Source organism: Aminobacter sp. HY435 (genome assembly GCF_027568395.1).
Lineage (GTDB): Bacteria > Pseudomonadota > Alphaproteobacteria > Rhizobiales > Rhizobiaceae > Aminobacter.
The window spans coordinates 31,466-56,222 of the sequence record NZ_JANKZL010000005.1 but is presented as its reverse complement, the minus strand read 5'-3'; the positions used below and the strand labels follow the sequence as shown (position 1 = coordinate 56,222).

At 62.4% G+C, this 24,757-nt stretch carries 23 protein-coding genes, 1 tRNA gene and 1 pseudogene; 8 read left to right on the top strand and 17 right to left on the bottom strand.

Annotated features, from left to right (window positions below):
* Nucleotide 1 precedes the first annotated feature (1 nt).
* Entirely contained in the window at nucleotides 2–1,144 is a 1,143-nt protein-coding gene (locus PCJ21_RS07470; RefSeq protein WP_269930764.1) for an ABC transporter permease, read from the bottom strand.
* Complete coding sequence (locus PCJ21_RS07465) at nucleotides 1,141–2,673, bottom strand: ABC transporter ATP-binding protein (protein ID WP_269930763.1); 1,533 nt, start codon at nucleotides 2,671–2,673, stop codon at nucleotides 1,141–1,143. The genes PCJ21_RS07470 and PCJ21_RS07465 overlap by 4 nt, the downstream gene beginning before the upstream one ends.
* 173 nt (nucleotides 2,674–2,846) lie before the next feature.
* Here PCJ21_RS07465 and PCJ21_RS07460 point away from each other — a divergent pair, with 173 nt between their 5' ends.
* Nucleotides 2,847–3,050 (top strand): SlyX family protein, encoded by a 204-nt coding sequence (locus PCJ21_RS07460; protein ID WP_269930762.1) that lies wholly within the window; start codon nucleotides 2,847–2,849, stop codon nucleotides 3,048–3,050.
* A 9-nt stretch (nucleotides 3,051–3,059) separates the two neighbouring features.
* Here PCJ21_RS07460 and PCJ21_RS07455 read toward each other — a convergent pair.
* The 5 genes and pseudogenes from PCJ21_RS07455 to PCJ21_RS07435 form a co-directional block, all read right to left on the bottom strand.
* Nucleotides 3,060–3,291: pseudogene (locus tag PCJ21_RS07455) on the bottom strand (VOC family protein).
* 112 nt (nucleotides 3,292–3,403) lie between these two features.
* Nucleotides 3,404–4,393, bottom strand: coding sequence for a BMP family lipoprotein (locus tag PCJ21_RS07450; protein ID WP_269930761.1), 990 nt, complete (start codon nucleotides 4,391–4,393; stop codon nucleotides 3,404–3,406).
* A gap of 194 nt (nucleotides 4,394–4,587) precedes the next feature.
* Nucleotides 4,588–5,253: a peptide-methionine (S)-S-oxide reductase MsrA gene (gene msrA / locus PCJ21_RS07445; protein ID WP_269930760.1), complete on the bottom strand. Its 666-nt coding sequence runs from the start codon at nucleotides 5,251–5,253 to the stop codon at nucleotides 4,588–4,590.
* 57 nt (nucleotides 5,254–5,310) lie between these two features.
* Complete coding sequence (locus PCJ21_RS07440) at nucleotides 5,311–5,631, bottom strand: hypothetical protein (protein ID WP_269930759.1); 321 nt, start codon at nucleotides 5,629–5,631, stop codon at nucleotides 5,311–5,313.
* A gap of 89 nt (nucleotides 5,632–5,720) precedes the next feature.
* Nucleotides 5,721–6,356: a hypothetical protein gene (locus tag PCJ21_RS07435; RefSeq protein ID WP_269930758.1), complete on the bottom strand. Its 636-nt coding sequence runs from the start codon at nucleotides 6,354–6,356 to the stop codon at nucleotides 5,721–5,723.
* A gap of 450 nt (nucleotides 6,357–6,806) precedes the next feature.
* On the opposite strand from PCJ21_RS07435, the gene PCJ21_RS07430 reads away from it, so the two are divergent.
* Nucleotides 6,807–6,896, top strand: a tRNA-Ser gene (locus PCJ21_RS07430).
* 334 nt (nucleotides 6,897–7,230) lie between these two features.
* Here PCJ21_RS07430 and PCJ21_RS07425 read toward each other — a convergent pair.
* Nucleotides 7,231–8,151 carry a DUF2971 domain-containing protein gene (locus PCJ21_RS07425; RefSeq protein ID WP_269930757.1) on the bottom strand — a complete coding sequence of 307 codons (921 nt, stop codon included), beginning with the start codon at nucleotides 8,149–8,151 and terminating at the stop codon, nucleotides 7,231–7,233.
* A 268-nt stretch (nucleotides 8,152–8,419) separates the two neighbouring features.
* Here PCJ21_RS07425 and PCJ21_RS07420 point away from each other — a divergent pair.
* The 4 genes from PCJ21_RS07420 (at nucleotide 8,420) to PCJ21_RS07405 (ending at nucleotide 14,613) form a co-directional block, all read left to right on the top strand.
* Nucleotides 8,420–9,183 (top strand): IS5 family transposase gene (locus PCJ21_RS07420; protein WP_269930756.1). Its coding sequence is split into 2 segments (ribosomal slippage): nucleotides 8,420–8,753 and nucleotides 8,753–9,183, totalling 765 coding nucleotides; the frame shifts between segments, so codons are not numbered across the junction.
* Between the two features lie 583 nt (nucleotides 9,184–9,766).
* Nucleotides 9,767–11,716 carry a PrkA family serine protein kinase gene (locus PCJ21_RS07415; protein ID WP_269930755.1) on the top strand — a complete coding sequence of 650 codons (1,950 nt, stop codon included), beginning with the start codon at nucleotides 9,767–9,769 and terminating at the stop codon, nucleotides 11,714–11,716.
* A gap of 19 nt (nucleotides 11,717–11,735) precedes the next feature.
* Nucleotides 11,736–13,055, top strand: a complete 1,320-nt coding sequence (locus PCJ21_RS07410; RefSeq protein WP_269930754.1) for a YeaH/YhbH family protein — start codon at nucleotides 11,736–11,738, stop codon at nucleotides 13,053–13,055.
* 10 nt (nucleotides 13,056–13,065) lie between these two features.
* Entirely contained in the window at nucleotides 13,066–14,613 is a 1,548-nt protein-coding gene (locus PCJ21_RS07405) for a SpoVR family protein (RefSeq protein WP_269930753.1), read from the top strand.
* A 104-nt stretch (nucleotides 14,614–14,717) separates the two neighbouring features.
* On the opposite strand, the gene PCJ21_RS07400 is transcribed toward PCJ21_RS07405, so the two are convergent.
* On the bottom strand, nucleotides 14,718–15,446 hold the full coding sequence (locus PCJ21_RS07400) for a copper homeostasis protein CutC (protein WP_269930752.1): 729 nt from the start codon (nucleotides 15,444–15,446) through the stop codon (nucleotides 14,718–14,720).
* Entirely contained in the window at nucleotides 15,439–16,353 is a 915-nt protein-coding gene (locus PCJ21_RS07395) for an ROK family protein (protein ID WP_269930751.1), read from the bottom strand. The genes PCJ21_RS07400 and PCJ21_RS07395 overlap by 8 nt, the downstream gene beginning before the upstream one ends.
* Before the next feature lie 85 nt (nucleotides 16,354–16,438).
* On the opposite strand from PCJ21_RS07395, the gene PCJ21_RS07390 reads away from it, so the two are divergent.
* Nucleotides 16,439–17,437: a LacI family DNA-binding transcriptional regulator gene (locus PCJ21_RS07390; protein WP_269930750.1), complete on the top strand. Its 999-nt coding sequence runs from the start codon at nucleotides 16,439–16,441 to the stop codon at nucleotides 17,435–17,437.
* Nucleotides 17,438–17,620: 183 nt separating this feature from the next.
* Here the strand turns inward: PCJ21_RS07390 and PCJ21_RS07385 are convergent, their stop codons facing one another.
* The 7 genes from PCJ21_RS07385 to PCJ21_RS07355 form a co-directional block, all read right to left on the bottom strand.
* Nucleotides 17,621–18,415 carry a transporter substrate-binding domain-containing protein gene (locus tag PCJ21_RS07385; RefSeq protein ID WP_269930749.1) on the bottom strand — a complete coding sequence of 265 codons (795 nt, stop codon included), beginning with the start codon at nucleotides 18,413–18,415 and terminating at the stop codon, nucleotides 17,621–17,623.
* Nucleotides 18,416–18,452: 37 nt separating this feature from the next.
* Nucleotides 18,453–19,376: an isoaspartyl peptidase/L-asparaginase gene (locus tag PCJ21_RS07380; RefSeq protein WP_269930748.1), complete on the bottom strand. Its 924-nt coding sequence runs from the start codon at nucleotides 19,374–19,376 to the stop codon at nucleotides 18,453–18,455.
* Nucleotide 19,377: 1 nt separating this feature from the next.
* Complete coding sequence (locus PCJ21_RS07375) at nucleotides 19,378–20,109, bottom strand: amino acid ABC transporter ATP-binding protein (RefSeq protein ID WP_269930747.1); 732 nt, start codon at nucleotides 20,107–20,109, stop codon at nucleotides 19,378–19,380.
* A complete protein-coding gene (locus PCJ21_RS07370; protein WP_269930746.1) occupies nucleotides 20,110–20,781 on the bottom strand; it encodes an amino acid ABC transporter permease in 672 nt (223 codons plus the stop codon).
* On the bottom strand, nucleotides 20,781–21,452 hold the full coding sequence (locus PCJ21_RS07365; protein WP_269930745.1) for an amino acid ABC transporter permease: 672 nt from the start codon (nucleotides 21,450–21,452) through the stop codon (nucleotides 20,781–20,783). The genes PCJ21_RS07370 and PCJ21_RS07365 overlap by 1 nt, the downstream gene beginning before the upstream one ends.
* Before the next feature lie 140 nt (nucleotides 21,453–21,592).
* On the bottom strand, nucleotides 21,593–22,378 hold the full coding sequence (locus PCJ21_RS07360) for a GGDEF domain-containing protein (RefSeq protein WP_269930744.1): 786 nt from the start codon (nucleotides 22,376–22,378) through the stop codon (nucleotides 21,593–21,595).
* A 154-nt stretch (nucleotides 22,379–22,532) separates the two neighbouring features.
* Nucleotides 22,533–23,297 (bottom strand): thermonuclease family protein, encoded by a 765-nt coding sequence (locus tag PCJ21_RS07355; RefSeq protein WP_269930743.1) that lies wholly within the window; start codon nucleotides 23,295–23,297, stop codon nucleotides 22,533–22,535.
* A gap of 226 nt (nucleotides 23,298–23,523) precedes the next feature.
* Here PCJ21_RS07355 and PCJ21_RS07350 point away from each other — a divergent pair, with 226 nt between their 5' ends.
* Nucleotides 23,524–24,432, top strand: a complete 909-nt coding sequence (locus PCJ21_RS07350; RefSeq protein ID WP_269930742.1) for a transglutaminase-like cysteine peptidase — start codon at nucleotides 23,524–23,526, stop codon at nucleotides 24,430–24,432.
* The last annotated feature ends 325 nt before the right edge of the window (nucleotides 24,433–24,757 follow it).

Below are 24,757 nucleotides of genomic sequence, written 5' to 3'. Positions count from 1 at the left end.
TTCAGGCACGCTCCCCTTTGGCCGCCACGACGCCAACCGACTTCGGACTCAATGTGGCAAAGATGCCCTGGATCGTCGGCCGGAACATGTTTTCCAGCGCACCCGCAAACAGGATCACCAGGCCCTGGATGATGACGATCATGTCGCGGCTGATGTTGGGCATCTCGAAGGCCAGCTCGGCGCCGCCCTGGTAGAGCATGCCGAACAGGATCGCCGCCGGCACGATGCCGGCGGGGTGCGAGCGGCCCATCAGCGCCACCGCGATGCCGACGAAACCGGCGCCGCCGACGAAGTCGAGCGGCACATTGTGCTGGTCGCCCATCAGCGGGTTGATGGCCATCATGCCGGCGAGCGCGCCCGAAATCAGCATGGTGACGATGATGATGCGCGACTCGGAAATGCCGGCGTAGCGCGCGGCCTTGGGGCTGAAGCCCATGGTGCGGATCTCGTAGCCGAGCTTGGTGCGCCAGATCAGCACCCAGACCAGGAAGGCCATGACCAGCGCCAGAACGAACGAGATGTTGAGCGGCACCGAAGGACGCACCTTCATGCCGAGCTCGGTCAACAGCCAACCGAGCTTGGGCAGTTGCGCGCCCTCGAGAAACTGCCTGGTCTGCGGCGCCATCGCGCCGACCGGCTTCAGCACGTTGACCAGCATGTAGACCATCACCGAGGCGGCGATGAAATTGAACATGATGGTGGTGATGACGATGTGCGAACCGCGCTTGGCCTGCAGATAGGCCGGGATCAGCGCCCAGAGCGCGCCGACCAGCGCCGAGGCGATGATCGCAAGCGGGAAGATCACCCACCACGGCAAGGTGCTGTCGAAGGTCAGCGCCACGGCCGCGACGCCGAGGCCGGCGATGTAGGCCTGGCCCTCACCGCCGATGTTGAACAGGCCGCAGTGGAAGGCGACGGCCACCGCGAGCCCGGTGAAGATGAAATTGGTGGCGTAAAACAGCGTGTAGGCGATGCCCTGCCCGCTGCCGAAAGCACCCTCGACGAGGATGACGGCGGCACGGAAGGGATTTTCGCCGACCAAAAGCACGACAAGGCCGGCGACCGCAAAGGCCACCAGAAGGTTGATCAGCGGGATCAGTCCGTAGTCGGCCCAGGCCGGGAGTTTTGCGTAAGGCGTGCTCATTCGGCGGCCTCCTTGTGTTCGACGCCTGCCATGAGAAGCCCAAGCTCGCCTTCGCTCGTTTCGGGCCCGCGCTCGCCGACGACGCGGCCAGCGAACATCACCAGGATGCGGTCGGACAGCGAGCGGATCTCGTCGAGCTCGACCGAGACCAGCAGCACCGCCTTGCCCTGGTCGCGCATCGCGATCAGGCGCTTGTGGATGAATTCGATGGCGCCGACGTCGACGCCACGGGTCGGCTGGCCGACGATCAGCACGCCGGGATCCTGTTCGATTTCGCGTGCGAGCACGATCTTTTGCTGGTTGCCGCCGGAGAAATTGGCGGTCTTGAGCCGGGGATTGGCCGGCCGGATGTCGTATTTCTCGATCTTTTCCTGCGCGTCCTTCTGGATCGCGTCGAGATTGAGGAACGGGCCTTTGAGATATTGCGGCTTGTCGTGATAGCCGAGGATCGAGTTCTCGCTTTCGTCGAAGGCGAGCACCAGGCCGACATGATGCCTGTCCTCCGGCACATGGGCGAGGCCGCGGTCGCGCAACTCGCCAGGGTCGGCTTGGCCAGTCAGGTCGATCGGCTTGCCATCGAGCATGACAGTGCCTGAGACAGCCTTGCGGATGCCCGAAACGGCTTCCATCAGTTCGGACTGGCCGTTGCCAGCGACACCGGCGATGCCGACGATCTCGCCGGCGCGGATGTCGAAGGAGACGTTGTCGACCATGGTGACGCCGCGCGAATCCTTGACCGTCAGACCCTTGACCGCAAGCTTGACGGGGCCAGGCTTTGCCTCGCCCTTTTCGACGCGCAGCAGCACGCGGCGGCCGACCATCAGCTCGGCCAGTTCCTCGACAGTCGTCTCGCTGGTCTTGCGGGTTGCGACCATGGTGCCTTGGCGCATGACCGAGACGTTGTCGGTGATGGCCATGATCTCGCGCAGCTTGTGGGTGATCAGCACCACCGTCTTGCCCTGGTCCTTGAGCTGCTGGAGGATCCGGAACAGGTGATCGGCTTCGGCCGGGGTCAGCACCCCGGTCGGTTCGTCAAGGATCAGGATCTCGGCGCCGCGGTAGAGCGCCTTGAGGATTTCGACGCGCTGCTGCAGGCCGACCGGCAGCTCCTCGATGATGGCGTCGGGATCGACTTCCAGCCCGTATTCCTGCTCGAGGCGGCGCAGCTCGGAGCGCGCCTTGGCAATCGACTTGTTGAGCAGCGCCTCGCCTTCGGCGCCAAGGATGACGTTTTCGAGCACCGAGAAGTTCTCGACCAGCATGAAGTGCTGGTGGACCATGCCGATGCCGGCGGCGATGGCGTCGTTGGGCGTCTTGATGCTGGCGGTCCTGCCGTTGACGCGGATCTCGCCGCTGTCGGCCTGGTAGAAACCATAGAGGATCGACATCAGCGTCGACTTGCCGGCGCCGTTCTCTCCGATGATTCCGTGGATAGTGCCGCGCGGAATCTCCAGCGCGATGTCGCGGTTGGCGCGCACCGCGCCGAAACTCTTGTTGATGCCGACCAGCTCGATTGCTGCTTCCGCCATACGACCGTCCCACTTCACGTTCTTATGTTCTTGTTATGGCTCACCGAAAGAGCTAGCACGCCCTTCCGGCCCTGCCAATCGGCTGGGCTTTGCGCTCTCGACAAACGCTTGCCATGTGGCAACTTCGTCGAAGCGCATGGCAAGAACCGGATCGCACAGGAGCAGCGAACACCATGTCCGACGACCGGCTGACAACGCTCGAAATCCGCAGCGCCGAGCAGGAAAAGACCATCGAGGAGCTTTCCGCAGAGATCGCCGAGCAATGGAAAGTGATCGAGCGCATGCAGAAAAAACTCGACGCCCTGACCGACCGCTTCCTGGTGCTTGAAGAGCAGGCGTTGACCGACACTCCGATCACCAAGCCGCCGCACTACTAGGCGCGCCGCTCAGAGCCCGCCTGCGTCCGACGGCTGCCACAACTCGACGGGATTTCCTTCGGGGTCGTGGATACGGCAGAAGCGCCCGACCTCGGAATCCCATTCAGCCCGGGTCTCGACGGCGATGCCGGCTGCCGCGTGCGATATCGAAGATGCCGAGATGCTTTTCGTACTAGGCCGCCAGCGCCCGTGGATCGCTGGCGCGAAAGAAAAAGCCGCCTATGCCGGTTACCGTGAACATCGATCACCGCTCCCCACGATCGCCCTGCCCCGTCGCCGAATTCTCCCGCTTGCCATGAAACAAAGCCACCAGGCTTGCGCCCGGTGGCTTGCTCTAGAACCGCTCTAAGCGATCAATAGGGGCACTTGTCGTCCGAAGTGTAGTCGTGGACCTGGACGGTGCCGGCGATGATGTCGGCCTTGGCCTTTTCGACCGCTGCCTTCATGTCGTCGGTGACGAGCGCCTTGTTGTTGTCGTCCATCGCGTAGTCAACGCCGCCTTCCTTGAGGCCGAGATTGTTCACACCCGCCGAGAACTTGTCGTTCTTGGCATCCATGAAGGCGTTGTAGACGGCGGTGTCGACGCGCTTGAGCATCGAGGTCAGCACCTTGCCCGGGTGCAGGCCGTTCTGGTTGGAATCGACGCCGATGCCGAGCTTGCCGCCGTCGGCGGCAGCCTGGAGCACGCCGACGCCGGTGCCGCCGGCCGCTGCGTAGATGACGTCTGCGCCCTGCGAGATCTGGGTCTTGGCGATTTCGCCGCCCTTGGTCGGATCGTTCCAGGCAGCAGGCGTGTCGCCGGTCATGTTTTCGATGACTTCGGTCGCGCCAGCGGACTTGGCGCCGCCGACATAGCCGCAGCCGAACTTGCGGATCAGCGGAACATCCATGCCGCCGACGAAGCCGACCTTCTTGGACTGCGATGCAAGAGCGGCCATGACGCCGACGAGGTAGGACCCTTCATGCTCCTTGAAGACCACCGAGCGGATGTTCGGCTTGTCGACGACCATGTCGATGATGGCGAACTTGAGGTCGGGATAGTCGGCAGCGACCTTGTCGAGCGCCTCGGACCAGGCAAAGCCGGCCATGACGATCGGGTTGCGGCCGTCTTCGGCGAAGCGGCGAAGCGCCTGCTCGCGCTGCGAAGCGTTGGAAACCTCGAACTCGACATATTCGATGCCGGTCTCGGCCTTGAACTTCTCGGCGCCGTTGAAGGACGCTTCGTTGAACGACTTGTCGAACTTGCCACCGAGATCGTAGAGCAGCGCAGGCTGCACGTCTGCGGCGAGCGCCGGAAGGCACATGGCGGTGGCCGCCAGAAGGCCAAGAACGATACGTTTCATGTGATCCACACCCTGTCGGTTGTCTTTTTCGATCACCGCGCGAACCATTCTCTGGGGCTGCGCACGGCGCATGGCGAGGCCCATATCCCCCCGCGCATTGGGCATATCTTGCACGGGCCAAGACAAAATTCACGCGGAATCTTGACCTTTTGGAAAAATGCTGTGGCCCGGCAAATGCGCCGTGAAACGATGACCTAAGCTTGCGCCGGCTGTGGAATGGCGCAAGCAACGCCGGTGCCCTTCAACCCGCAATAGCCGTAGGGATTCTTGGCGAGATACTGCTGGTGTTCATCCTCGGCGAAGTAGAACACCGGAGCCGGCTCGATTTCGGTGGTGATCTTGTCGCGGCCAGCCGCCTTGAGCGCGGCCTGGTAGGCGTCGCGCGCGGCGATTGCTTCGGCATGCTGGGCTTCGCCGAACGTATAGATGGCCGAGCGGTACGTCGTGCCGACATCATTGCCCTGGCGCATGCCCTGGGTCGGATCGTGGGCTTCCCAGAAGATCTTCAGCAGCTCGCCGTAGCTGACCTGCCCGGGATCGTAGACCACCAGCACGACCTCGGCGTGGCCGGTGAGGCCGGTGCAGGTTTCCTGGTAGGTCGGGTTGGGGGTCAGCCCGCCGGCATAACCGACCGCGGTGACCCAGATGCCCGGCGTCTGCCAGAACAGCCGCTCGGCGCCCCAGAAGCAGCCAAGGCCGAACATCGCGGTTTCGAGACCTTCAGGATGAGGCCCCTTCAGCGGACGCTTGGATACGTAATGCTTGGCAGCCGTCGGGATGGGCCGGTCGCGGCCGGGCAACGCCTCGCCGGGCGCCGGCATCTTGAGCTTCTTGTTCAGCATGTCGCTCAGGAAAAACACGTCCAGTCTCCCTTGTCGTTGTGCCGATATCGCAGCACCGCCGGGGTGGCGGAAAACTCAGACCTCTGCCGTGAAACGTCCCGGGCGGCGCCGGTGGCCCACCGCGTAGAACAGGAAGGCGAGAACAGCGAAGATGGCGAAGCCCGGCAGGTCGAGGACGGGCACGACGAAGCTGTCCCAGAAGGCGGGGCCGGTGTTTTCGCGGACGAAACTTTCAGTCGCCGCAAGCGTGGTCGGCGAGGCTGTCGCCCAGCTGGTGTCAAGCGGCGTCATGACCAGCCGCGAGACCGCAACCGTGCGTGTCGCGTCGAGCACCGCCATGATGACGGCGACCGAAAGGGCGATTGCAGCGGCGAGGCGGAACACGAAGCGGATCATCAGAGGTCCTGGATATCGTTTCGACTGCAGAAATAGGATGTGCGGCCAATCTGTGCAATCGCGGACACGGCGAATTGACAGGCAAATGGCTAAGCGGCGCGCCGGCGACGGGCGGCGAGCCATGCCGCGAAGATGCCACCCACGACGGCGCCGACCAGGCATCCGACGATGCCCACCATGATGGCGAAATAACCGCAGCCGCCCTCAAAGCAGCTCATGTCGGTGGCCTCGGAGATGACGGAGCCGACGACAAGCCCCAGCGCCGCCCCCGCAGCACCGCCGACGAAGACGCCGAGAACGGCCGCAATGGCGATGACGACCGGCCGCGGGGTCGTGTCCTGCTCACCACTTACCAGCGTCTGCGTCGCGCCGCGGCTGTTGACCAGGCAGATCATGGCGACGCCGACCGCCACTTCGCCGACGGCCCAGGCGATCGTCCAGGCTGTGACGGCGAAGTCCGGCGCGATCAGGATGTAGCCCTGCTTGACGAGCATGACGACGATCAGGGCGGACTGCCAGAGCGTGAACTGGCGTGGAAACCGCGCCGAGCGGCTATAGGCGAGGAGAAGCAGCCAAAGCCCCCACAAAATGGTCACGCCGCCGACGATCGCCGACAGGAGCACGAAGTAAAAGACGCTGTCGCTCGGGGTGAAGCCCAGCAGGAAGCTGACGCCGCCGTCGATGCCGCGCGCCGACAGCACCATCACCAGGCAAAGCCATGCCACCGGCAACCACCTGACAATGGCATTTTCGCTTTGTTGGGCGTTTTCGCTTTGTTGGGCGCTTTGCGCTGGCTCGGACATTGGCTTCCCCTTGGCTGCGCTTCGCAGGCGCGCCGCAGTCTGCGGCATGGCGGCAAAGACTGGCAAGGCGACAGCGGTCCGCGTCTTGCGATTTCCACCGGCGCGGCGGGCGCGACGGCGACGCCGCGGCTATTTTGCCGACAACCCGCACATCGACTGCAAGATTTGCCATGTCAACGCTTGGCAAGCGCCGCAGGATCGACTAGATGAGCCCGGCAGTCGAACGCAGAACAACGCATTCGGCGGCAGGCGGACGGGTCGCGAGAGGTTGAACGCGCCCGATTGTCGGCTTTTCGAGCCGCAAGCCAACGCCCAGGAGATGCGTGCACTCCCAACCAGCCCGGTTAACCGGCCGGCGCAAGGCGCGTATGCGGAGAGGTGGCCGAGTGGTTGAAGGCGCACGCCTGGAAAGTGTGTATACGGGGAACCGTATCGCGGGTTCGAATCCCGCTCTCTCCGCCAGCTAATTTTCAGCTCAATAAAACTAGCAAAATTAGAGACTTAGCAGGATGGTCGACTTATCCGGTGTCCCAGCGTTGTGTCCCAAATGCTGCCGTGGGTGTGCCCGTCTGTCATAAAAAGGAGCCTTGGCTCGGAGCTTGAAGTCGCTCGTGGAGGTGTGGGGCCTGGGCGGGAAGGGCGAAGGGCACCTTCTACCTCCGTGCGATCCTGGACCCCACCAGGGGGGGGAAGTTCTGCAACTGTCACGTAGATTGAAGCGCTCGCGTGAGGCACCCCTTGTGGCTTTCCGGGCAGTTAGCTTTACTTCGTCGACGCGGTTTCAGCTATTCCGCCCTTAGGAAAGAGTGCGAATCTCGTGCTTTAAGGATGAAGTCGACCGACAGGCCTCCATAAGTTCAACGTTTGAATAGCGCGAAGCGAGACCTTCAAGCTCTTTGCGGTCTGCTACGGGCATGCGAAGGCCGGCAATTATCCCGTCCAACTCCAATGTATGGAACGGGAGGTCTTCAGACTCGGCCCTCTTGTTACGTCCCGCACCAGAGAAGATACGCCATTCCTTCTCGTAGGACCAATCCGCTCCCTTGGTAAACACCATGCGGTTGGCAGCGATGACCGGGTCAATCGATGACCTCCCCGCAAACATCTCAGCTAGAAATTCTTCGTCTAATAGTTTTGGCAGTTCCTCAACATAATCGACAGGCTTCGCCATACCAAAAGCGCTATCAAATGCAGGGATCGAGCGAAACCGTAGCACCACTCCTCGATTGTTGTCCGCATAGTGCGCCCACATAGGGGGACTTGTGGGATCGGTCGTGAGGCAGAGCACTTTGCTATCCGCCATTTTCTCTCGGACTTCCGCATTAACGCCGGGCAGAGCTGCCATCATGCGCTCAAAGCCTTCGTCGATGGCCTCGCCGAACTCCCGTTCAAATTCACTTCTGGGATAATGCGGCAGCTGAGTCCCCATGTAAGCAATTAGTTGTCCAAGACCGTTCGCTTCCGAAACAACGCTCTTACCCTTGAAAACCTTCCAAAGTTTGGCCACTGCCATGGGACGCAAACGGCTTCTATCAACCGACAATTGAAGATCGAACTGAATGTCGTATGGATCGTTCAATGTGCCGGGGGTAGACCATCGAAGGGTCGTGTTCGATAAAACAATTCTGGCGGTCCCCAAGCTCATATACTTGAAGAAGTGGACACGTTGGTTTGCCCAGCTCCTGGGGGTGACTTTGAGTAATTCGTCGTGATCCATAAGGCACCGCCTAGTTTTGCATCTCCCTAGCCTTAGCTGATTCCTGATGGTCGCGAAGAGGAGGGAGACACCCTGAACGAGAGACAGCTATCGCTTCATCCTCTCCTTATCTCAATGCAACCCTTTCCGGTGTCTTCACGGTCACCTTAGGCACTAGTGCTCTGGATGCTGGCTTCAGATGAACATTTGGCCGATGATGGCGGAGCCTAGGGTCAGGACCTATTAATCTGGATTGATTTGTGATTCAGATTCTCGCCTGGAGTATCTGATGGATGATTTGTTTTTGCTGAGCCCGTCCCAGATGGCGCGGCTGTCGCCTCATTTTCCGTTGGCCCATGGCGTGCCACGGGTCGATGACCGCCGCGTTGTGAGCGGGATTGTCTACGTGATCCGCAATGGCTTGCAGTGGAAGGATGCGCCCAAGGCCTATGGCCCGCACAAGACGCTCTACAACCGCTTCATGCGCTGGAGCCGATTGGGCGTGTTCGACAAGATTTTCGCCGCGCTCAGTCAGGCCGGTCCCAGACCGGAGCGGATCATGATCGATGCCACTCACCTGAAGGCCCACCGTACCGCGGCGAGCCTGCTTAAAAAGGGGATGTTCCCCGCCATATCGGACGCACCAAGGGCGGATTGAACTCCAAGCTCCATGCCGTTTGCGATCAAGCCGGGCGGCCAATCATCCTCAAGCTCAGCGCCGGACAGGTCAGCGATCACAAGGGCGCAGCCATGGTGATCGATGCGCTGCCAATTGCCACCCACCTCATCGCCGACCGGGGCTATGACAGTGCCTGGTTCCGGCAGGCGCTCACCGACAGGGGCATCACCCCGTGTATCCCTTCAAGCCGAAGCCGGAAAATCCCCTTCGCCTACGACAAAGACATCTATCGGCAGCGCCACAAGGTCGAGAACCTGTTCGCCAAGCTCAAGGACTGGCGGCGCATCGCAACCAGATACGACCGATGCGCCCACACCTTCTTCTCGGCAATCTGCATCGCCGCAACCGTCATCTTCTGGATCAATGAGTCCTGACCCTAGGTGTTTAGTCTCCGCCCTCAAGGCCTCGTTGCGATTGTTGGTCTTGTCGAGAGGCTCCATAGGGCAAGATCGGAAGCCTCTCAGAGAAGGGACCTCCCCGAGACCTTGTACACTGCCACTATGAAGCCGAAGCCGAGGACCCAAGTCCACCAGAGCTGCACGACCGTACGATGCTAGGCCTCTACGATTGAGGTGGAGCGTGCCGCGACACGCGCATTGGACACCCTAGCGGGCAGCCGGTTGCCATCTCGTGCCGCCGGCATTGAAACCGGGTGGGCGTGCAAAACGTGTCTGCTTGCAAGGTGCGCGAAATCAACTGCCGACGACGACGCAAAATCGCCGAAAACGGCGGCTGGTATCGCCGACATGCGCTTCCCCAAGTCGATGAAAACGCCACGATTTCGCACTGCTTGTGCGCGGCGGCGAATGGATCGCCGTGCCCCCGGACATTTCGTTCGCAGCAAATGTGCGATCACGCAAATCTGTGGGGAACTTTGATGGGTCCGGGAAGTTGAGATGAAGGCAAAGACCCGAAGTGGTGTTACACTTCCACCGTCTTCGGCATTGTGAGGGTGCCATGCAAACACGCGAGAATGACGTCTTCAACCTCTTCTCGGAAATCTACAGCAGCCAGACCACCGAGGAGATGAGTCTCCAGCAATATCTGCTTGCCTGCCGCGAGCAGCCGGCGATGTATGCGACGGCGGCCGAACGAATGGTCGACGCCATAGGCACGCCGACCCTGGTCGACACGAGCGCCGACGCCCGCCTCGGGCGCATATTCGCAAACCGAACAATCAAGATATATCCGGCATTTGCCGAGTTCTACGGCATGGAAGACACGATCGAACGGATCGTCGGCTACTTCCGCTACGCCGCGCAGGGGCTCGAGGAACGCAAGCAGATCCTGTATCTGCTCGGCCCGGTCGGCGGCGGCAAGTCGTCGCTCGCTGAGCGGCTGAAGAAGCTGATGGAAGAGCGGCCGATCTACACGCTGAAGATCAACGGCCAGGTCAGCCCGATCTTCGAATCGCCGCTCGGGCTGTTCCATCCCGAACGCATGGGCGCGCTGCTTGAAGAGAAGTACGGCATCGCGCGCCGCCGCCTGACCGGACTGATTTCACCCTGGGCCGCCAAGCGCCTCGACGAGGCGGAAGGCGACGTGTCGAAATTCTCGGTCGTCAAGCTGATGCCGTCGCGGCTGCGCCAGATCTGCATCGCCAAGACCGAGCCCGGCGACGAAAACAACCAGGACGTCTCGGCGTTGGTCGGCAAGGTCGACATCCGCAAGCTGGAAAACTTCAGCCAGGCCGATCCCGACGCCTATTCCTACAGCGGCGGGCTCAACCGGACGACGCAAGGGCTGCTCGAATTCGTCGAGATGTTCAAGGCGCCGATCAAGGTACTGCACCCGCTGCTGACGGCGACCCAGGAAGGCAACTACAACGGCACCGAAAGCTTCGGCGCTTTCCCCTACCAGGGCATCGTGCTGGCGCATTCGAACGAGTCCGAATGGCTGCAGTTCAAGAGCAACCGCAACAACGAGGCGTTTCTCGACCGCATCCTGGTGGTCAAGGTGCCCTATTGCCTGCGGGTCACCGAGGAGCGGCTGATCTACGACAAGCTGCTGCGCGAGAGCGAACTGGTCAACAATCCGTGCGCCCCGGAAGTGTTGGACATGCTCAGCCGCTTCACCGTTTCGACACGGCTGAGCGAGCACGAGAACTCGCCGCTCTACACCAAGATGCGCGTCTATGACGGCGAGAACCTGAAGGACGTCGACCCCAAGGCCAAGTCGATGCAGGAGTACCGCGATGCGGCCGGCGTCGACGAAGGCATGACCGGGGTGAGCACGCGCTTCGCCTTCAAGGTGCTGTCGGAAACCTTCAACTACGACACCAAGGAGATCGCAGCCGACCCCGTGCACCTGATGTATGTGCTCGAACAGGCGATCAAGCGCGAGCAGTATCCGAGCGAGATCGAGGCGTCCTATCTCGACTTCATCAAGTCGGAAATCGCGACACGCTATGCCGAGTTCATCGGGCACGAAATCCAGAAGGCCTATCTCGAATCCTACAGCGAGTACGGGCAGAACCTGTTCGACCGCTACATCGCCTACGCCGACGCGTGGATCGAGGACCAGGACTACAAGGACCCCGACACCGGCCAGATCCTCAACCGCGGCATCCTCGATTCCGAACTGTCGCAGATCGAGAAGCCGGCCGGCATCGCCAACCCCAAGGACTTCCGCAACGAGGTGGTGAAATTCACGCTCAGGGCGCGCGCCAAGAACAATGGCCGCAACCCGTCGTGGACCAGCTACGAGAAACTGCGCGAGGTCATCGAGAAGCGCATGTTCGGCCAGGTCGAGGACCTGTTGCCGGTGATCAGCTTCGGCGCCAAGCGCGACAGCACGACTGAAAAGCAGCATGCCGAGTTCGTCGAACGCATGACCGAGCGTGGCTACACCCAGCGCCAGGTCCGGCGGCTGGTCGATTGGTACATGCGCGTGAACAAGGCAGGCTGATACGCAAGCGGGGATTTTCATGCCGAACTTCATCGATCGGCGTCTCAACCCCAAGGACAAGAGCCTTGGCAACCGGCAGCGTTTCCTGCGAAGGGCCCGCGACGAGCTGAAGCGGGCCATCAACGACCGGATCAAGTCAGGCAAGATCGACGCGGTCGATTCAAATCAGGTCATCCCGATCCCCACCAAGGGGATCGGGGAGCCGACATTCCAGCGCTCGCGCAATGCCGGCCACCGCGAGCAGGTGTTGCCCGGCAACAAGGTGTTCGGGTCGGGCGACCGCATTCCAAGACCCGTCGCCAATGGCGGAAAGGGCAGTTCGGAACCCACCGCCTCCGGCGAAGGCGAAGACGACTTCCAGTTCGCGCTGACCCGCGAAGAGGTGCTCGACCTGTTCTTCGAGGATCTCGAACTGCCAGACCTGGTGAAGCTCAACCTCAAGGAGGTCGTGACCTTCCGGCCGCGCCGGGCCGGTTACACGGTCAGTGGCAACCCGACCAGCATCTCGGTTGCGCGCACCATGTTCAACAGCTTCGGGCGGCGCATCGCGCTGAGACGGCCGAAGCAGGCCGAACTCGACGCCATCTCCGAACAAATTGCAAAACAAGAGGAGGACAAGCGGCCGACTCCGGCCAAGGCGCAACAGCTCGCGGAGTTGCGGGCGCGGCTGGAAACGCTGCAGCGGCGGCGCAGGCTCATTCCCTATGTCGACCCCATCGACATCAGGTACAAGCGCTTCGAGCCGCAGCCGGTGCCCAACGCCAATGCGGTGATGTTCTGCCTGATGGACGTCTCTGGCTCGATGGGCGAGCGCGAGAAGGACCTGGCCAAGCGCTTCTTCGTTTTGCTGCATCTGTTCTTGAAGCGGCGCTACGAGCGCACGGACATCGTCTTCATCCGCCACACCCACGAAGCCGCCGAGGTCGACGAGGACACCTTCTTCTACAGCACCCAGAGCGGCGGAACCGTGGTCTCCACCGCGCTGGAGGAAATGCTGCGCGTCATTCGCGCGCGCTATCCGGCCAAGGATTGGAACATCTACGCGGCCCAGGCATCGGACGGCGACAACATCCCCAACGACTCCGACAAGTGCGTCTCGCTGCTCAACGAGACGCTGATGAAGCTGTGCCAGTATTATGCCTATGTCGAGATCATCGACGAGCGCGAGAGCGAGATGTTCCGCCACGCCGACAATGGCACGTCGCTATGGAACGCCTATCGCCAGGTCAGTGAGGTTTGGCCGCATTTCGAGATGACCCGCATCGCCAAGCCCTCCGACATCTATCCGGTGTTCCACGAGCTGTTTGCCAAGCAACCGGCCCCAGCCAAACGCAGTTGAGGGTGCAAGGGTGGAAAAGCGTTCGAAACCGTCGCCGCTGCTGTTTACGAGTTCCGACTGGAATTTCGACGATCTGTCGCGGGCCTATGATGCGATCCGCGAGATCGCCATCGACGAGCTTCACCTCGACTTCTATCCCAACCAGATCGAGGTGATTTCGTCCGAGCAGATGCTCGACGCCTACTCGTCCATCGGCATGCCGCTGATGTACCAGCACTGGTCCTTCGGCAAGCACTTCCTGCACGAATCGAACCTCTATCGCCGCGGCCGCATGGGCCTCGCCTATGAGCTGGTGATCAACTCCAACCCGTGCATCACCTATCTGATGGAAGAAAACACCATGGCGCTGCAGGCGCTGGTGATCGCGCACGCTTCCTTCGGCCACAATCACTTCTTCAAGAACAACTACCTGTTCCAGCAATGGACGGATGCGGGCGCGATCCTCGCCTATATGGAGTTCGCCAAGAGCTACATCGCGCGCTGCGAGGAACGTTACGGACCGGGGGCGGTGGAGGCCGTGCTTGACGCCGCCCATGCGCTGATGCCGCAGGCGGTGTTCCGCTACCGCCGGCGACCTCGCCTGTCGGTGGAGCGCGAACAGGCGCGCATCCGCGAACGGCTGGAACACGAGGAGCAGACCTTCAGCGACCTGTGGCGGACCTTGCCGCAGTCGGCGGAAGCCAAGGTGCCGCGCCCGCCGGAGACCGACATTTCCGAGCGCCAGTCGGCAATCGAATACCCGGAAGAAAATCTTCTCTACTTCCTGGAGAAATACAGCCCGGTGCTGAAGGCCTGGCAGCGCGAAATCCTGCGCATCGTCCGCGTCATCGCGCAGTATTTCTACCCGCAACGCCAGACCAAGGTGATGAACGAGGGCTGCGCCACCTTCACGCACTACACGATCATGAACAGCCTCTACGACAAGGGCATGATCAGCGAAGGCGCCATGCTGGAAGTGCTGCAGAACCACTCCAACGTGGTGTTCCAGCCCCACTTCGACGATCCGCGTTATGGCGGCCTGAACCCCTATACGCTGGGCTTCAACATGATGCGCGACATCCAGCGCATCTGCATGGAGCCGACGGCGGAGGACAAGGACTGGTTCCCCGATTTCGCCGGCAATGGCGACTGGTGCGGCACGCTGCTCGACGCCTGGGCCAGCCACCGCGACGAATCCTTCATCCGCCAGTTCCTGAGCCCGGCGTTGATCCGCGACATGCGGCTGTTTTCGCTGCGCGAGGAATCGTCCGACCCCTATTACGAGGTGACCGCCATCCACGACGAACGCGGTTATGAGCGCGTGCGGTCGAAACTTGCCGACAGCTACGATGTCGGCATGACCCAGCCCGACATCCAGGCAGTCGCCGCCGACCTCGGTGGCGACCGCAAGCTTCGGCTGAAGCACACGGTGCACCATGGCGGCACGCTGGTCGAGGACAGCCGCAACGAGACGCTGCGCTATATCCAGCGCCTGTGGGGGCACGAGGTCAGCCTCGTCGGTGTCGATGGGACAACCGACGCCACGCTGTACGAGGTTTCCAGCAAGGAGCTGGGCTAGCGCATCGGCCCGAAAATCGGACCCGATGTTCGGAAAGCACGATGCGCCAACTCAGTAAGTTAGAGCGTCCTTTGCGCGTCCATTCGGACGCACGGCGCTCTATTCTAGCGTGCGAGCGCAGCCTTTAGTCCGCGCACGATGGTTGCATCCGTGCGCTTGGGACGCGCCGCGACGAAGCCGAGTTCCAATGCCTTGGAGTTCGTTACATCCGATGCCGTCGAACAGGACGAATGGATTTCGCGGAACGGCAGCCGCGCCCTGATCGCGCCCAGTGTTTCAATGTTGACGCCAGACCCGGGCATGATGGCGATGCGGTCGCCGGCGTGGGCGAAGCAGGCGGCCAGCGCGGCGAGCCCTTTCAGCGCCGTCGTCTCGCCGCCTGAGGTCAGGATGCGCTCGAACCCCAGTTCAACCGCGAGGTCAATGGCCGCAGCGAAATCCGGGCCGGCCAGATCGAACGCGCGGTGCAGCGTCATGCCAAGGCCGCTGGAATGCGCCACCAGTTGCGAAAGCGCTGCCCGGTCGAGGCTGCCATCTGGCCGGTTGGCGCCCAGCACCACGCCGGCGAGACCGGCGGCGCGGACGGCGTCGACATCAGCAAGAAGCGCAGCCATATCGGCTTCGTCATAGACGAAATCGCCTGATCGAGAGCGGATCATGGCGTAGACCGGGATCGGCGCCCTGGCCGCCAGCGCCATCAGGCCGGGTGACGGGGTCAGCCCCCCGGTCTCCAGCGCCGCACACAGCTCGATGCGGTCGGCGCCGCCTGATATCGCCGCTGCAAGACCCCGAGGGCTGTCGACGCAGACTTCGAGCAGGATGTTGTCAGACATGGGCAAGCTCCTGATGGCCAAGTGCCGCCGCGCCGATCAGGCCCGGTTCGGTGGCGAGGGCCGCCTTGACCAGAAGCGGGGTGCGCGACGACCGCAAGGTGCGGTCGCGAACCTCTCGGTCGAGCGCCTCGATGAGGTCGGGCGCATTGGACAGGCCGCCGCCAACCGGCACGACGGACGAGCCGATGATGTTCAGCGTCAGCGCCAGCGGCACGCTGACGAGCTCGAGATAGATATCTATGGTGCGGTTGGCCTTCGCCTCGCCTTCGCGCCAGCGGTCGATGATGTCGGTGCTCGACAGCACCTCGCCACACAGCAGCTTGTGCAGCTTTTCCATGCCGCGTGCCCCGCCGATGGTGTCGACGCAACCAGACTGGCCGCAGCCGCAAGCGAAATGCGGCACCTCGACAGGCGGCTGGCCAACGCGCGTCTGCAGCGCCTTGCCATGCCCCCACTCCCCGGCATAGCCGCCGGCACCGGCAACGATGCGGCCGTCGATCACCAGCCCGCCGCCGACGCCGGTGCCGAGGATGACGCCGAAGACGTTGCGATGACCCTTGCCTGCCCCGCTGGTTGCCTCGGCCAGCGCGAAACAATCCGCGTCGTTGGCGATCCACACCGGCAGGCCGATGGCTTCGGCAAGGTCGCGGGCGATCATCCGTCCGTCGAGACAAGGGATGTTGGCGCATTTCAGGCTGCCCGAGACCGGATCCACGACCCCGGCAATGGAGATCGAGACGCCCTTGGCCTGCCCCTTGTCCAGAGCCACGCGCTCGGCGAGCGCTGCGGCGAAGGCCGAGAAATCGTCAAGCGGCGTCGCCACCCGGTCGATGATCTCGATTTCGCCGGCCGAACGGGCGCGCGCGCTTTTTATCGTTGAACCGCCAATGTCGAAGCAGGTAATCATCAAATCAGTTCCCGAATGAAGTTCCGCACCGGCGCTACCGGCCGCATGACCCGGACATCAAGCCCGACTTTTCGCAAAGGCAACAATGGACAGCTCGCGCAAACGACGCTCCTCGCCGACGATCGCCGATGTCGCCGAGCTTGCCGGCGTCTCGCGCGCCATCGCCTCGCGGGCGCTGTCGAGCGAAAACCGCCCTGTCTCGGCCGACAAGCGGGCGAGAGTGCTTGAAGCAGCCGAGAAGCTCGGCTTCAAGCCCAATCTGCTGGCGCGCAGCCTGACGACCAAGACGGTCAACCTGATCGCGGTCATCGTCAACCACATCCACGACTTCTCCGACCTCGACCTGTTCGATCTTCTGATCGGCGAAATCCAGTCGATCGGCAAGCAGGTCATCTTCCTGCGCGTCGGCTCGGTCGAGCGTATCGAGGATTTCCTGCGCAACGGCGTCGCCTATCATGTCGACGCGGCGCTGGTGTTCTCCGACTTCGCCGACGCGGCCAGCGTGCGCAAGATGTTCCGCAGCGACGACGTCCTCATGCTCAACGGCATGCATGACGGCTCGTCTCCTTCGGTCGTGCCCGACGAAGCCATCGGCATCGCCGAAGCGGTGGCCGACGCCGCCGCCAAGGGCGTCAGGTCGGCGGCACTGGTCACCGGCCGCGTTTCCTCGCCGGTCGAGCAGCAGCGCATCGCCAACTACAAGGCCGAGATGGCAAAGCGCGGAATCCGACTGCTTGCCGAACTGCGTGGCGACTATTCCTACCAGAGCGGCCGACTGGCCGCACAATCGCCCGAATGGCCGACGCCCGACGCGGTGTTCTGCACGTCCGATGCCATGGCGATGGGGGTGATGGATGTGCATCGCGAAGCCTTTCCGGACAGCAACCCCGAGCGGTTTCGGCTCTATGGTTTCGACAATCTGTCGCTGACCGATTTCGAGGCCTATCCGATCTCGTCCATCGGCTACGACAAGGGTGCCTATGTCGCGGAGATCCTGCGCTTCCTCAGCGACCCCGCAGCATTTGCCGATGGCAGGGCCGACGTGACAGTGCCGACTTTCTTCGTGCCACGCGCGACGTCGTAGGACGGATAGCAGGAGAGCTTCATTGCCCCTCACCCTTACCCTCTCCCCGCAAGAACGGGGAGAGGGAGGCGTCAGCGTTGCGGCAGTCTTCATTGGCGCTGGTGCTGCGGCCAGCCTCCTTCTCCCCGTTCTACGGGGAGAAGGTCCGGTAGGGGATGAGGGGCTGCTCAGCGCCCCACACAATTACCAGAGCGGAGTCAGCGCCGGCGGGTTGGCGCTTTCGCCCCACCACTTCTTGTAGTTGGTCTCGTAGGCGCCGCTCTGAATGTAGTCCGACACGAACATGTCGATCCAGCGGACGAAGCCCTCGTCGCCCTTGGCGACAGCGATACCGATCGGGTCGTTGGAGTGCAGGCCCGGCAGCGTCACCAGGTTTTCGTTCTTGGTGGCGAGATAGTCGAGCAGCGAGGAGTCCTCGATGGCCGCGTCGACACGCTTCTGCTGCAGCAGCAGCACGCCTTCGGGCGAGAAATTGTCGGTGTAGACGAGTTCGGCCTGGGGCGCCGCCTTCTTGATGAAGGTTTCGCCGGTCGAGCCGCGGCCGACGACGATCTTCTTGCCGGCGAGGCCCTCAAGCGAGGTGATGCCGGCGTCCTTCTGGACGATGATGCGCAGGCCGGCGCGGTTGTAGGGGATCGAGAAATCCACCGACTTGGCGCGCTCGAGCGTCGCCGAGGTGTTGGCGACCGCGATGTCGATCTGGCCCGACACCAGCATCGAGATGCGGGCGTCGCCCGACACGTCGACGAACTCGACCGGCACGCCGAGCTTTTCAGCCAGCATGGTGGCAACATCGACGTCATAGCCGACCGGGTTGTTCTGGGCGTCGCGGAAGCCGATCGGCTCGCCGCCGAGCGACACGCCGATGCGCACGGTGCCGCGTTCGCGAATTTCGTCGATCTTGCCAGCCTGGGCAGCGCCGGTGGCGAGGCCCACGGCCAGCGCAAGACCAGCGAATTTGGCAATCAGGTTCTTCATTTTCCCTCTCCCTTGGGTGTTGAGACTTGCTTGAATGTCAGGACTTGAACGATTGGGCGACGCGATGCTCCGGCTCGGACAGGCTTTCGTCCCAGAACCAGTATTTGATCTGCTCGTCGCAATTCAGGCTGACGACCTTGTGGTTGCCGTGGGCGTCGAGCGCATGGATGACCACGCCGGCCAGGAATCCGTCCTTCAGCTCGCACAGTTCCTCGATGGCGAGCGCGACGGCGTCGTCGAGCGAATGGCCAAGCCGCATGGCGAGCACGATGCTGCGTGCGGTGCCGCAGCGCATGGTCATCTCGCCCGTGTGGGTGCAGGCGGCCGCACCAAAGCGGCTGTCGGCATAGAAGCCGGCGCCGGGGATCGGCGAGTCGCCCAAGCGGCCGGGATATTTCCACGCCCAGCCCGAAGTCGAGGTCACGACATTGAGCCCTGCAGCACTGTCCCTGGACAGGAACACCGTGGTGTCGCGGACGCGCTCGGGGTCGGTGATGGTGCGGCTCAGCGGCGCCAGCGGAATGTTCGGGAACCTCGCCAGCTCCTCCGCCGAAAGCTCCTTTTCCAACCGCTCCCACCAGACACGCTTGCTCTCTTCATAGAGCGTCTCGTCATGGGGGAAGCCGATCTCGGTGGCGAAGCGGCGAGCGCCCTCTCCCGTCAGCATGACATGCGGCAGCCGCTTCATCACCTCATGGGCCAGGGCCGCGACCGGAAGCGTGTCGGGCACGGCACCAACGGCGCCCACTTGGCGCGTCGTGCCGTCCATGACGCCGGCGTCGAACTCCATGCGGCCGAGCATGTTCGGCCAGCCGCCGAAACCGACCGAGCGGACCTTCACTTCACGCTCGACCTCGCCGATGCCGGCGACCATGGCATCGATGCCGTGGCGACCCGCCTTCAGAAGTTCGACGCTCTTGGAGAAGCCGGGCCAGGCCTCGGAATTGGCAAGCAGGATCATTTCAGTCTTTACGCATCTTGGAGAGGAACTGGGCCACGCGCGGCAGGGCCATGCCCGTGGCGGAGAAGAATTCTTCGGTCGGCAGGTCGGCGATGAGCTGACCCTTGTCGAGGAAGGCGATGCGCGAGGAGATGGAACGCGCGAACTCGATCTCGTGGGTGACGAAGACCATCGTCGTGCCGCCCTTGGCGAGCTTGGCCAGGATCGACAGCACCTCGGACGTCATCTCGGGGTCGAGGGCACTGGTGACCTCGTCGAGCAACAGGTAGCTCGGCTTCATGGCGAGCGCCCGGCAGATGCCGACGCGCTGGCGCTGGCCGCCTGACAGTTGCGCCGGATAGGCGTCGGCGCGCTCGGTTAGCCCAACGGAGTGCAGCAGTTCGCGCGCCTCGGCCTCGGCCTGCTTGCGCGGCACCTTCAGCACCTCGACCGGGGCAAGCGCCACGTTCTGCACCGCCGTCATGTGCGGGTAGAGGTTGAACAGCTGGAACACCGTGCCCGAGCGCTTGCGCGCTTCGGAAAGCTCACGCGGCTTCGACACATCGAAATTGTCGACCGATATCTTGCCGGCGTCGATCTTTTCCAGCCCGTTGATGCAGCGGATCAGCGTCGACTTGCCCGAACCGGACGAGCCCAGCACCGAGACGACTTCGCCCTGGCGGATCTCGAGGTCGATGCCGTTGAGAACGGTGGCGGCGCCGAAGGATTTGCGCAGGCCGGCGATGCTGATCATTTACAGACCCTTCCAGGCGGTATGGGCGCGAAGCCGCTTCTCGAAGCGCGCGCCGGCATAGGCCACCAGTTTGGCGGTGAGGTAGTAGAGAGCTCCGACGGCAGCCCAGACGATGAACGGCTTCAGCGTGCGCAGGTTGAGAATGTTGCCGACCTTGGTCAGGTCCATCACGCCGATGACCGAGATCAGCGAGGTAACCTGCAACTGGTTGACCAGCAGGCCCGTCAGTGGGCCGACGGCGAATGCCGCCGCCTGCGGCGCGATCACCCGGCGCAGGATCTGCCAGCGGCTGAGGCCGAAGACACGCGCGGCCTCGATCTGGTCGCGACCGACGGACTCGATGGCCGAAACCGCGATGACATAGATGAAGGCGGCACTGTTGCCGGACAGCGTGATGACCGCCGCCTCGACCGGGGTGACATTGATCTTGAGGAAGGCCGGCAGTCCGAAGAAGATCAGGAACAGCTGCACCAGAACCGGAGAATTCTTGAGCAGTTCGGCGACGAAGGTAACGATCTGCGCCAGCACCGGCACACGGTAGAAGCGGATCACCGCCCAGAGCGTGCCGACGACCAGCCCGATCAGCGTGGTTGAAACGAACAGCGCAACCGATACGCCCAGTCCCTGCAGCAGCAAGACGATGTCGAACGGCGTGAAATCCCCGTAGCGCATCAGACGGCCCCCTCCGCATGGTTGCGGTTGAGGTAGCGATGCAGGATGCCGATCAGGATCGAAACGAAATAGGTCAGCGAGGCATAGGCGACGAGCAGGACGAAGTAGACCTCAAAGGGCCTGAATGTTTGCGAGGCCACGATCTTGGCCGAACCGGTCAGTTCGTTCAGCGTGATGGTCGACAGGATCGACGAGGTCAGGATCAGGTTAATGAACACCGAGCCCAGCGGTCGCACCGAGGCGCGCAGGGCGATGGGCAACACGATCTTGCGGAAGATGGTGACCTTCCTGAGACCGCTGACCTGAGCCGCCTCGATGATGCCCGGGTCGATCGCCAGGATGCCCGAGCGCAGCACGTCAGAAGTGAACGCGCCGCCGGCGATGGACATCGCGATGACGCCCGTGGTGAAGGCATCGATGTAGATGCCGATCTCGGGCAGGCCGAAATAGAAGAAAAACAGCTGCACGATGAACGGGATATTGCGGAAGATGTCGACATAGACCGCCGACACCATGTTGAGCAGCGGCGAGGCCGAGGTGCGGGCCGCTGCCACCAACAGGCCGATCACGAGGCTGCCGAGCACCGCCAACAGGCATATCTGAAACGTCAGCCACGCCCCCTCCAGCAGGAAGGGGATGTGTGTCGCCAGGATCGACAAGTCGAACTTCACGCAGTGCGCACCCGAAAAGTGAAACCGGTTTCACTTTGCAAAACAGACGCACTCGTGTCAACGGCTGCCGAGCGGCAGCCGTTGCGATTTTCATGGAAATGAGACGATCGGAGCAGCAGGTGCCATGCCTGCCGGCTGCCTCATGCGTCGAGGTTGCGCCGTTCGCCGACGTCAGCCAGGAGTTCACCGAACTCGATGTGGTTGGGACCACGCGACTTGGCCTCGGCCAGGCGATTGTCGGCATTGCGGAACAAATCGTCGAACTCGACCTGGTCTTCGAACAGCACGGCGCCGACGCTGACGGACAGCGGAAGCCGGCGGCCGCCCGGCTCGAGGACGGTCTCCGAGACCGACTGGCGGATGCGCTCGGCGACACGCTCGGCGTTTTCGCGGCTGGCGCCCGGCAGGAAGACGCCGAATTCCTTACCGCCCGTGCGGCCGACCAGATCGCCAGCGCGAACCGAAGACTTGATGGTGCCGGCCACGCTCTTGAGCACTTCGTCGCCCCAGGCATGGCCGAAATTGGCATTGATCTCGCGGAAACCGTCGACATCGACGACCAGCAGCGCGCCCTGCTGCCGGGCGCCGGACGAAACCCCGCGGAAGGCATCGATCAAACTGGCAAAGACGCTGCCGTTGAGGCACGAGGTCAGGGCATCGACCGAGGACAGACGGCTGACTTCCGAGCGGAGCGCACCGAACCTGCGCCGCTCGCTGGCGACGATGGAAAGCAAGGGCGCGGCCACCAGGGCTGCCACGGCACCCGCGCCGATGACCGCCCGCCAGAAGACATCGCCAGTCTGATCAGCGAACACGACAGCCGCAGCAGCGCCTGCCACCGCAGCGCAGGCAGCCGTGCCCAGCAGCGAATAGCGGGCGATGGGCGCCCAGCCACGGCCTGCATTTCCTGCACCAGAATTGTCCACGCCAGATCCCTCCGTACTCATCTACGAATCGATCTACAGCGTGAGAATGAAACATTCCTTGTGCGATTTCGAACAGTTTGACGCATATCGCTGAATCTAGTCTATTTTTAAAGAAAGGGTCGGAAAATTAGCCAAGGAGAACCGTCGGGATAGCTCAGTCAGGCGGCCCGAACACCCCCATTTTGGCATGCTTGGCTACGCCCTCGGCCTTTTCATAGCCGCCGCCGGGCCGAGCATGGGCCCAGCCATTGGCCACGAGCCAGGCCCCGACATCCTGCTTGCCCAGCTTGCAAGCCGCCGCAATCGGCAGCCGTTCCGCAGTTGGCAGAAGCTGGCACAGCGGTGCGCGCCCGCGCAGAAAATACCTGAAAGCAAGCATAGCCCGTTCGCCGCATGGCCATCGAACGCCCTCGAAATCGCAAGTCTGGTCCGGTTCGACCGCGACCGCGCCTGCTATGTATATTGTGTAACCCATCGCGACGAAGGAGGCCGAGGAGGTCACCGTGGGACGATAGAGCAGCGTCCCTTCCCACTCGTCCGGGCTGACGCGACGTGGCGGCGCCGCCAGCCCCAGGTCGCCAAGAGGCGGACGGGCGGCAACGCGCTCAAGCGTAGCGAGCGCAACTTGCGGCGGCGCAACCAGATCGCCTGCCACCGCGCGAACACGACCTGGCGGCGGCTTCATCCCAACGGCGACTGGCCCCGACGCATCCAGGGCAGGTACTTTCGTCGAAACATCCGGCGGAAAGATGGGTTGCGGCGGCACATGCAGGCCAGGCGTCGCCATCACGACAAGAGCGACACCGACCAGCCCGCCCAGCGCGCCGACGTGGGTCAGCAGGACGCGCCTCCTCACCCCCGCCTCCCAAACGATCTTATGGATGACCGCATTCCCGGCGGGCGACGTGGCATGAAACAACCGCTCTTGTGCTTCGCTCCACTACAGAAGGCCATGAAACAACCGGCTATGCCAGCCCACGACCAAACCCCATCGAAGAATTTTCATAAAATTTGATACAAAGTAATTTCAAACTAAACTCAAAACAATATAAACGTTGACTTCTCGATTTATACTATAATTATCTGCGTTTGTTTGCAGTAATTTGAGGTGCCGTTGCTATCGTTCATCAAAATAGGTGAGCGGCATGAAAGCAACATCGTTCGATTTTCTGGCCTCCGGTTTGAAGCGCCTGACCACAGCCGCATTCATGGCCGTCACCGTACATGGCGCCGCCGCAACCGAAGCGGCCGGCAGCACAACGCCCACCGCTCCCAAGCTTCTCGGCGGGATCGCGCTGCACGAGCCGGCAATGCCGGTCGCCATCGCGCCCTTTCAATTCGACCGGAATTTCGACGGCCTTGTTGCCCGCATGGAAGCCAATGACGGCAGCGTGCCCGTTGGTGTCGATCCGATGAAGACTGCCGCGATCATCCCGGGCGTGTTCGGCTCGGTCGCTATTCCGATGCGCAACTTCCCGGTGGCCGGGCGGTGGGCGAATGTCTATCGCGAGATCGATGGTTGCGCAGAGGCCACCGCCTGCGGCGAGAGAGGCGCAGCTTTCGCAGCCCTCGCGGAGAACACCCGCGACAAGCGGTTTCTCGACAAGCTCGCCACCGTCAATCGCGCCGTCAATACGCTGATTGCCTACCGCAAGGATGAGGCGACCTACGGCAACCTGGACTACTGGGCCAAGCCGGCGGAAATACTTTCGTTGGGGTCCGGAGACTGCGAGGACTTCGCCATACTGAAGATGGCCGCGTTGATCGCCGCCGGCGTGCCGGCGCAAAGCATGTCGCTCGTCGTGCTGCAGGATCGCAGCCGCGGCGTGTATCATGCCATCCTGTCGGTCGCTACCCAGAGTGGCACGTTCATCCTCGACAACCTGAGCAACACTGTCACCCGCGACAAGGCATACAGGAGCTACGTTCCGCTCTACTCATTCAGCACCGATCGGGCCTGGATCCACGGCGCCAAGCCGGGCACAGCCCAAGTTGCGACTGCAACCGGTAATTTTGCCACCATAGCACCTGGCGAAGGCTCCATGGTTCGGTGATGGGCAAATGACGGCGCGGCTTCATGCCTCCGATTCGAGACCGTTGCCTGAGCCTAACCATCCCGCAGCCGAGTCGTGATAAGTTAACGCGCTTGCCCGGCACGCGGTTAACTTGAGGGGCAGCATCAGCCAAAGTAGTTTTAGCCCTGGAAGATGTAGCATTTTTGATACAGTGCTTTGGCCAAATCGACCGAATCGGTCCGAATCGGTCAAACTGCGATCAATTTGCTGTCGATTTTCGTGCGCTACCGGATAATTGCACGCGGTGGATGTGGAAGGGATCCTTGGCGTTGCGAGGCGCCGGGATGGAGCGGGAGAACTAGCA

Coding starts and splice junctions, on each gene's coding strand:
- PCJ21_RS07450 (WP_269930761.1), bottom strand. CDS start 4,393: ATGAAACGTATCGTTCTTGGCCTTCTGGCGGCCACCGCCATGTGCCTT.
- PCJ21_RS07390 (WP_269930750.1), top strand. CDS start 16,439: ATGGACAGCTCGCGCAAACGACGCTCCTCGCCGACGATCGCCGATGTC.
- PCJ21_RS07400 (WP_269930752.1), bottom strand. CDS start 15,446: ATGTCTGACAACATCCTGCTCGAAGTCTGCGTCGACAGCCCTCGGGGT.
- PCJ21_RS07370 (WP_269930746.1), bottom strand. CDS start 20,781: ATGCGCTACGGGGATTTCACGCCGTTCGACATCGTCTTGCTGCTGCAG.
- PCJ21_RS07415 (WP_269930755.1), top strand. CDS start 9,767: ATGCAAACACGCGAGAATGACGTCTTCAACCTCTTCTCGGAAATCTAC.
- PCJ21_RS07465 (WP_269930763.1), bottom strand. CDS start 2,673: ATGGCGGAAGCAGCAATCGAGCTGGTCGGCATCAACAAGAGTTTCGGC.
- PCJ21_RS07380 (WP_269930748.1), bottom strand. CDS start 19,376: ATGATCCTGCTTGCCAATTCCGAGGCCTGGCCCGGCTTCTCCAAGAGC.
- PCJ21_RS07410 (WP_269930754.1), top strand. CDS start 11,736: ATGCCGAACTTCATCGATCGGCGTCTCAACCCCAAGGACAAGAGCCTT.
- PCJ21_RS07375 (WP_269930747.1), bottom strand. CDS start 20,109: ATGATCAGCATCGCCGGCCTGCGCAAATCCTTCGGCGCCGCCACCGTT.
- PCJ21_RS07350 (WP_269930742.1), top strand. CDS start 23,524: ATGAAAGCAACATCGTTCGATTTTCTGGCCTCCGGTTTGAAGCGCCTG.
- PCJ21_RS07395 (WP_269930751.1), bottom strand. CDS start 16,353: ATGATTACCTGCTTCGACATTGGCGGTTCAACGATAAAAAGCGCGCGC.
- PCJ21_RS07385 (WP_269930749.1), bottom strand. CDS start 18,415: ATGAAGAACCTGATTGCCAAATTCGCTGGTCTTGCGCTGGCCGTGGGC.
- PCJ21_RS07440 (WP_269930759.1), bottom strand. CDS start 5,631: ATGATCCGCTTCGTGTTCCGCCTCGCCGCTGCAATCGCCCTTTCGGTC.
- PCJ21_RS07460 (WP_269930762.1), top strand. CDS start 2,847: ATGTCCGACGACCGGCTGACAACGCTCGAAATCCGCAGCGCCGAGCAG.
- PCJ21_RS07425 (WP_269930757.1), bottom strand. CDS start 8,151: ATGGATCACGACGAATTACTCAAAGTCACCCCCAGGAGCTGGGCAAAC.
- PCJ21_RS07470 (WP_269930764.1), bottom strand. CDS start 1,144: ATGAGCACGCCTTACGCAAAACTCCCGGCCTGGGCCGACTACGGACTG.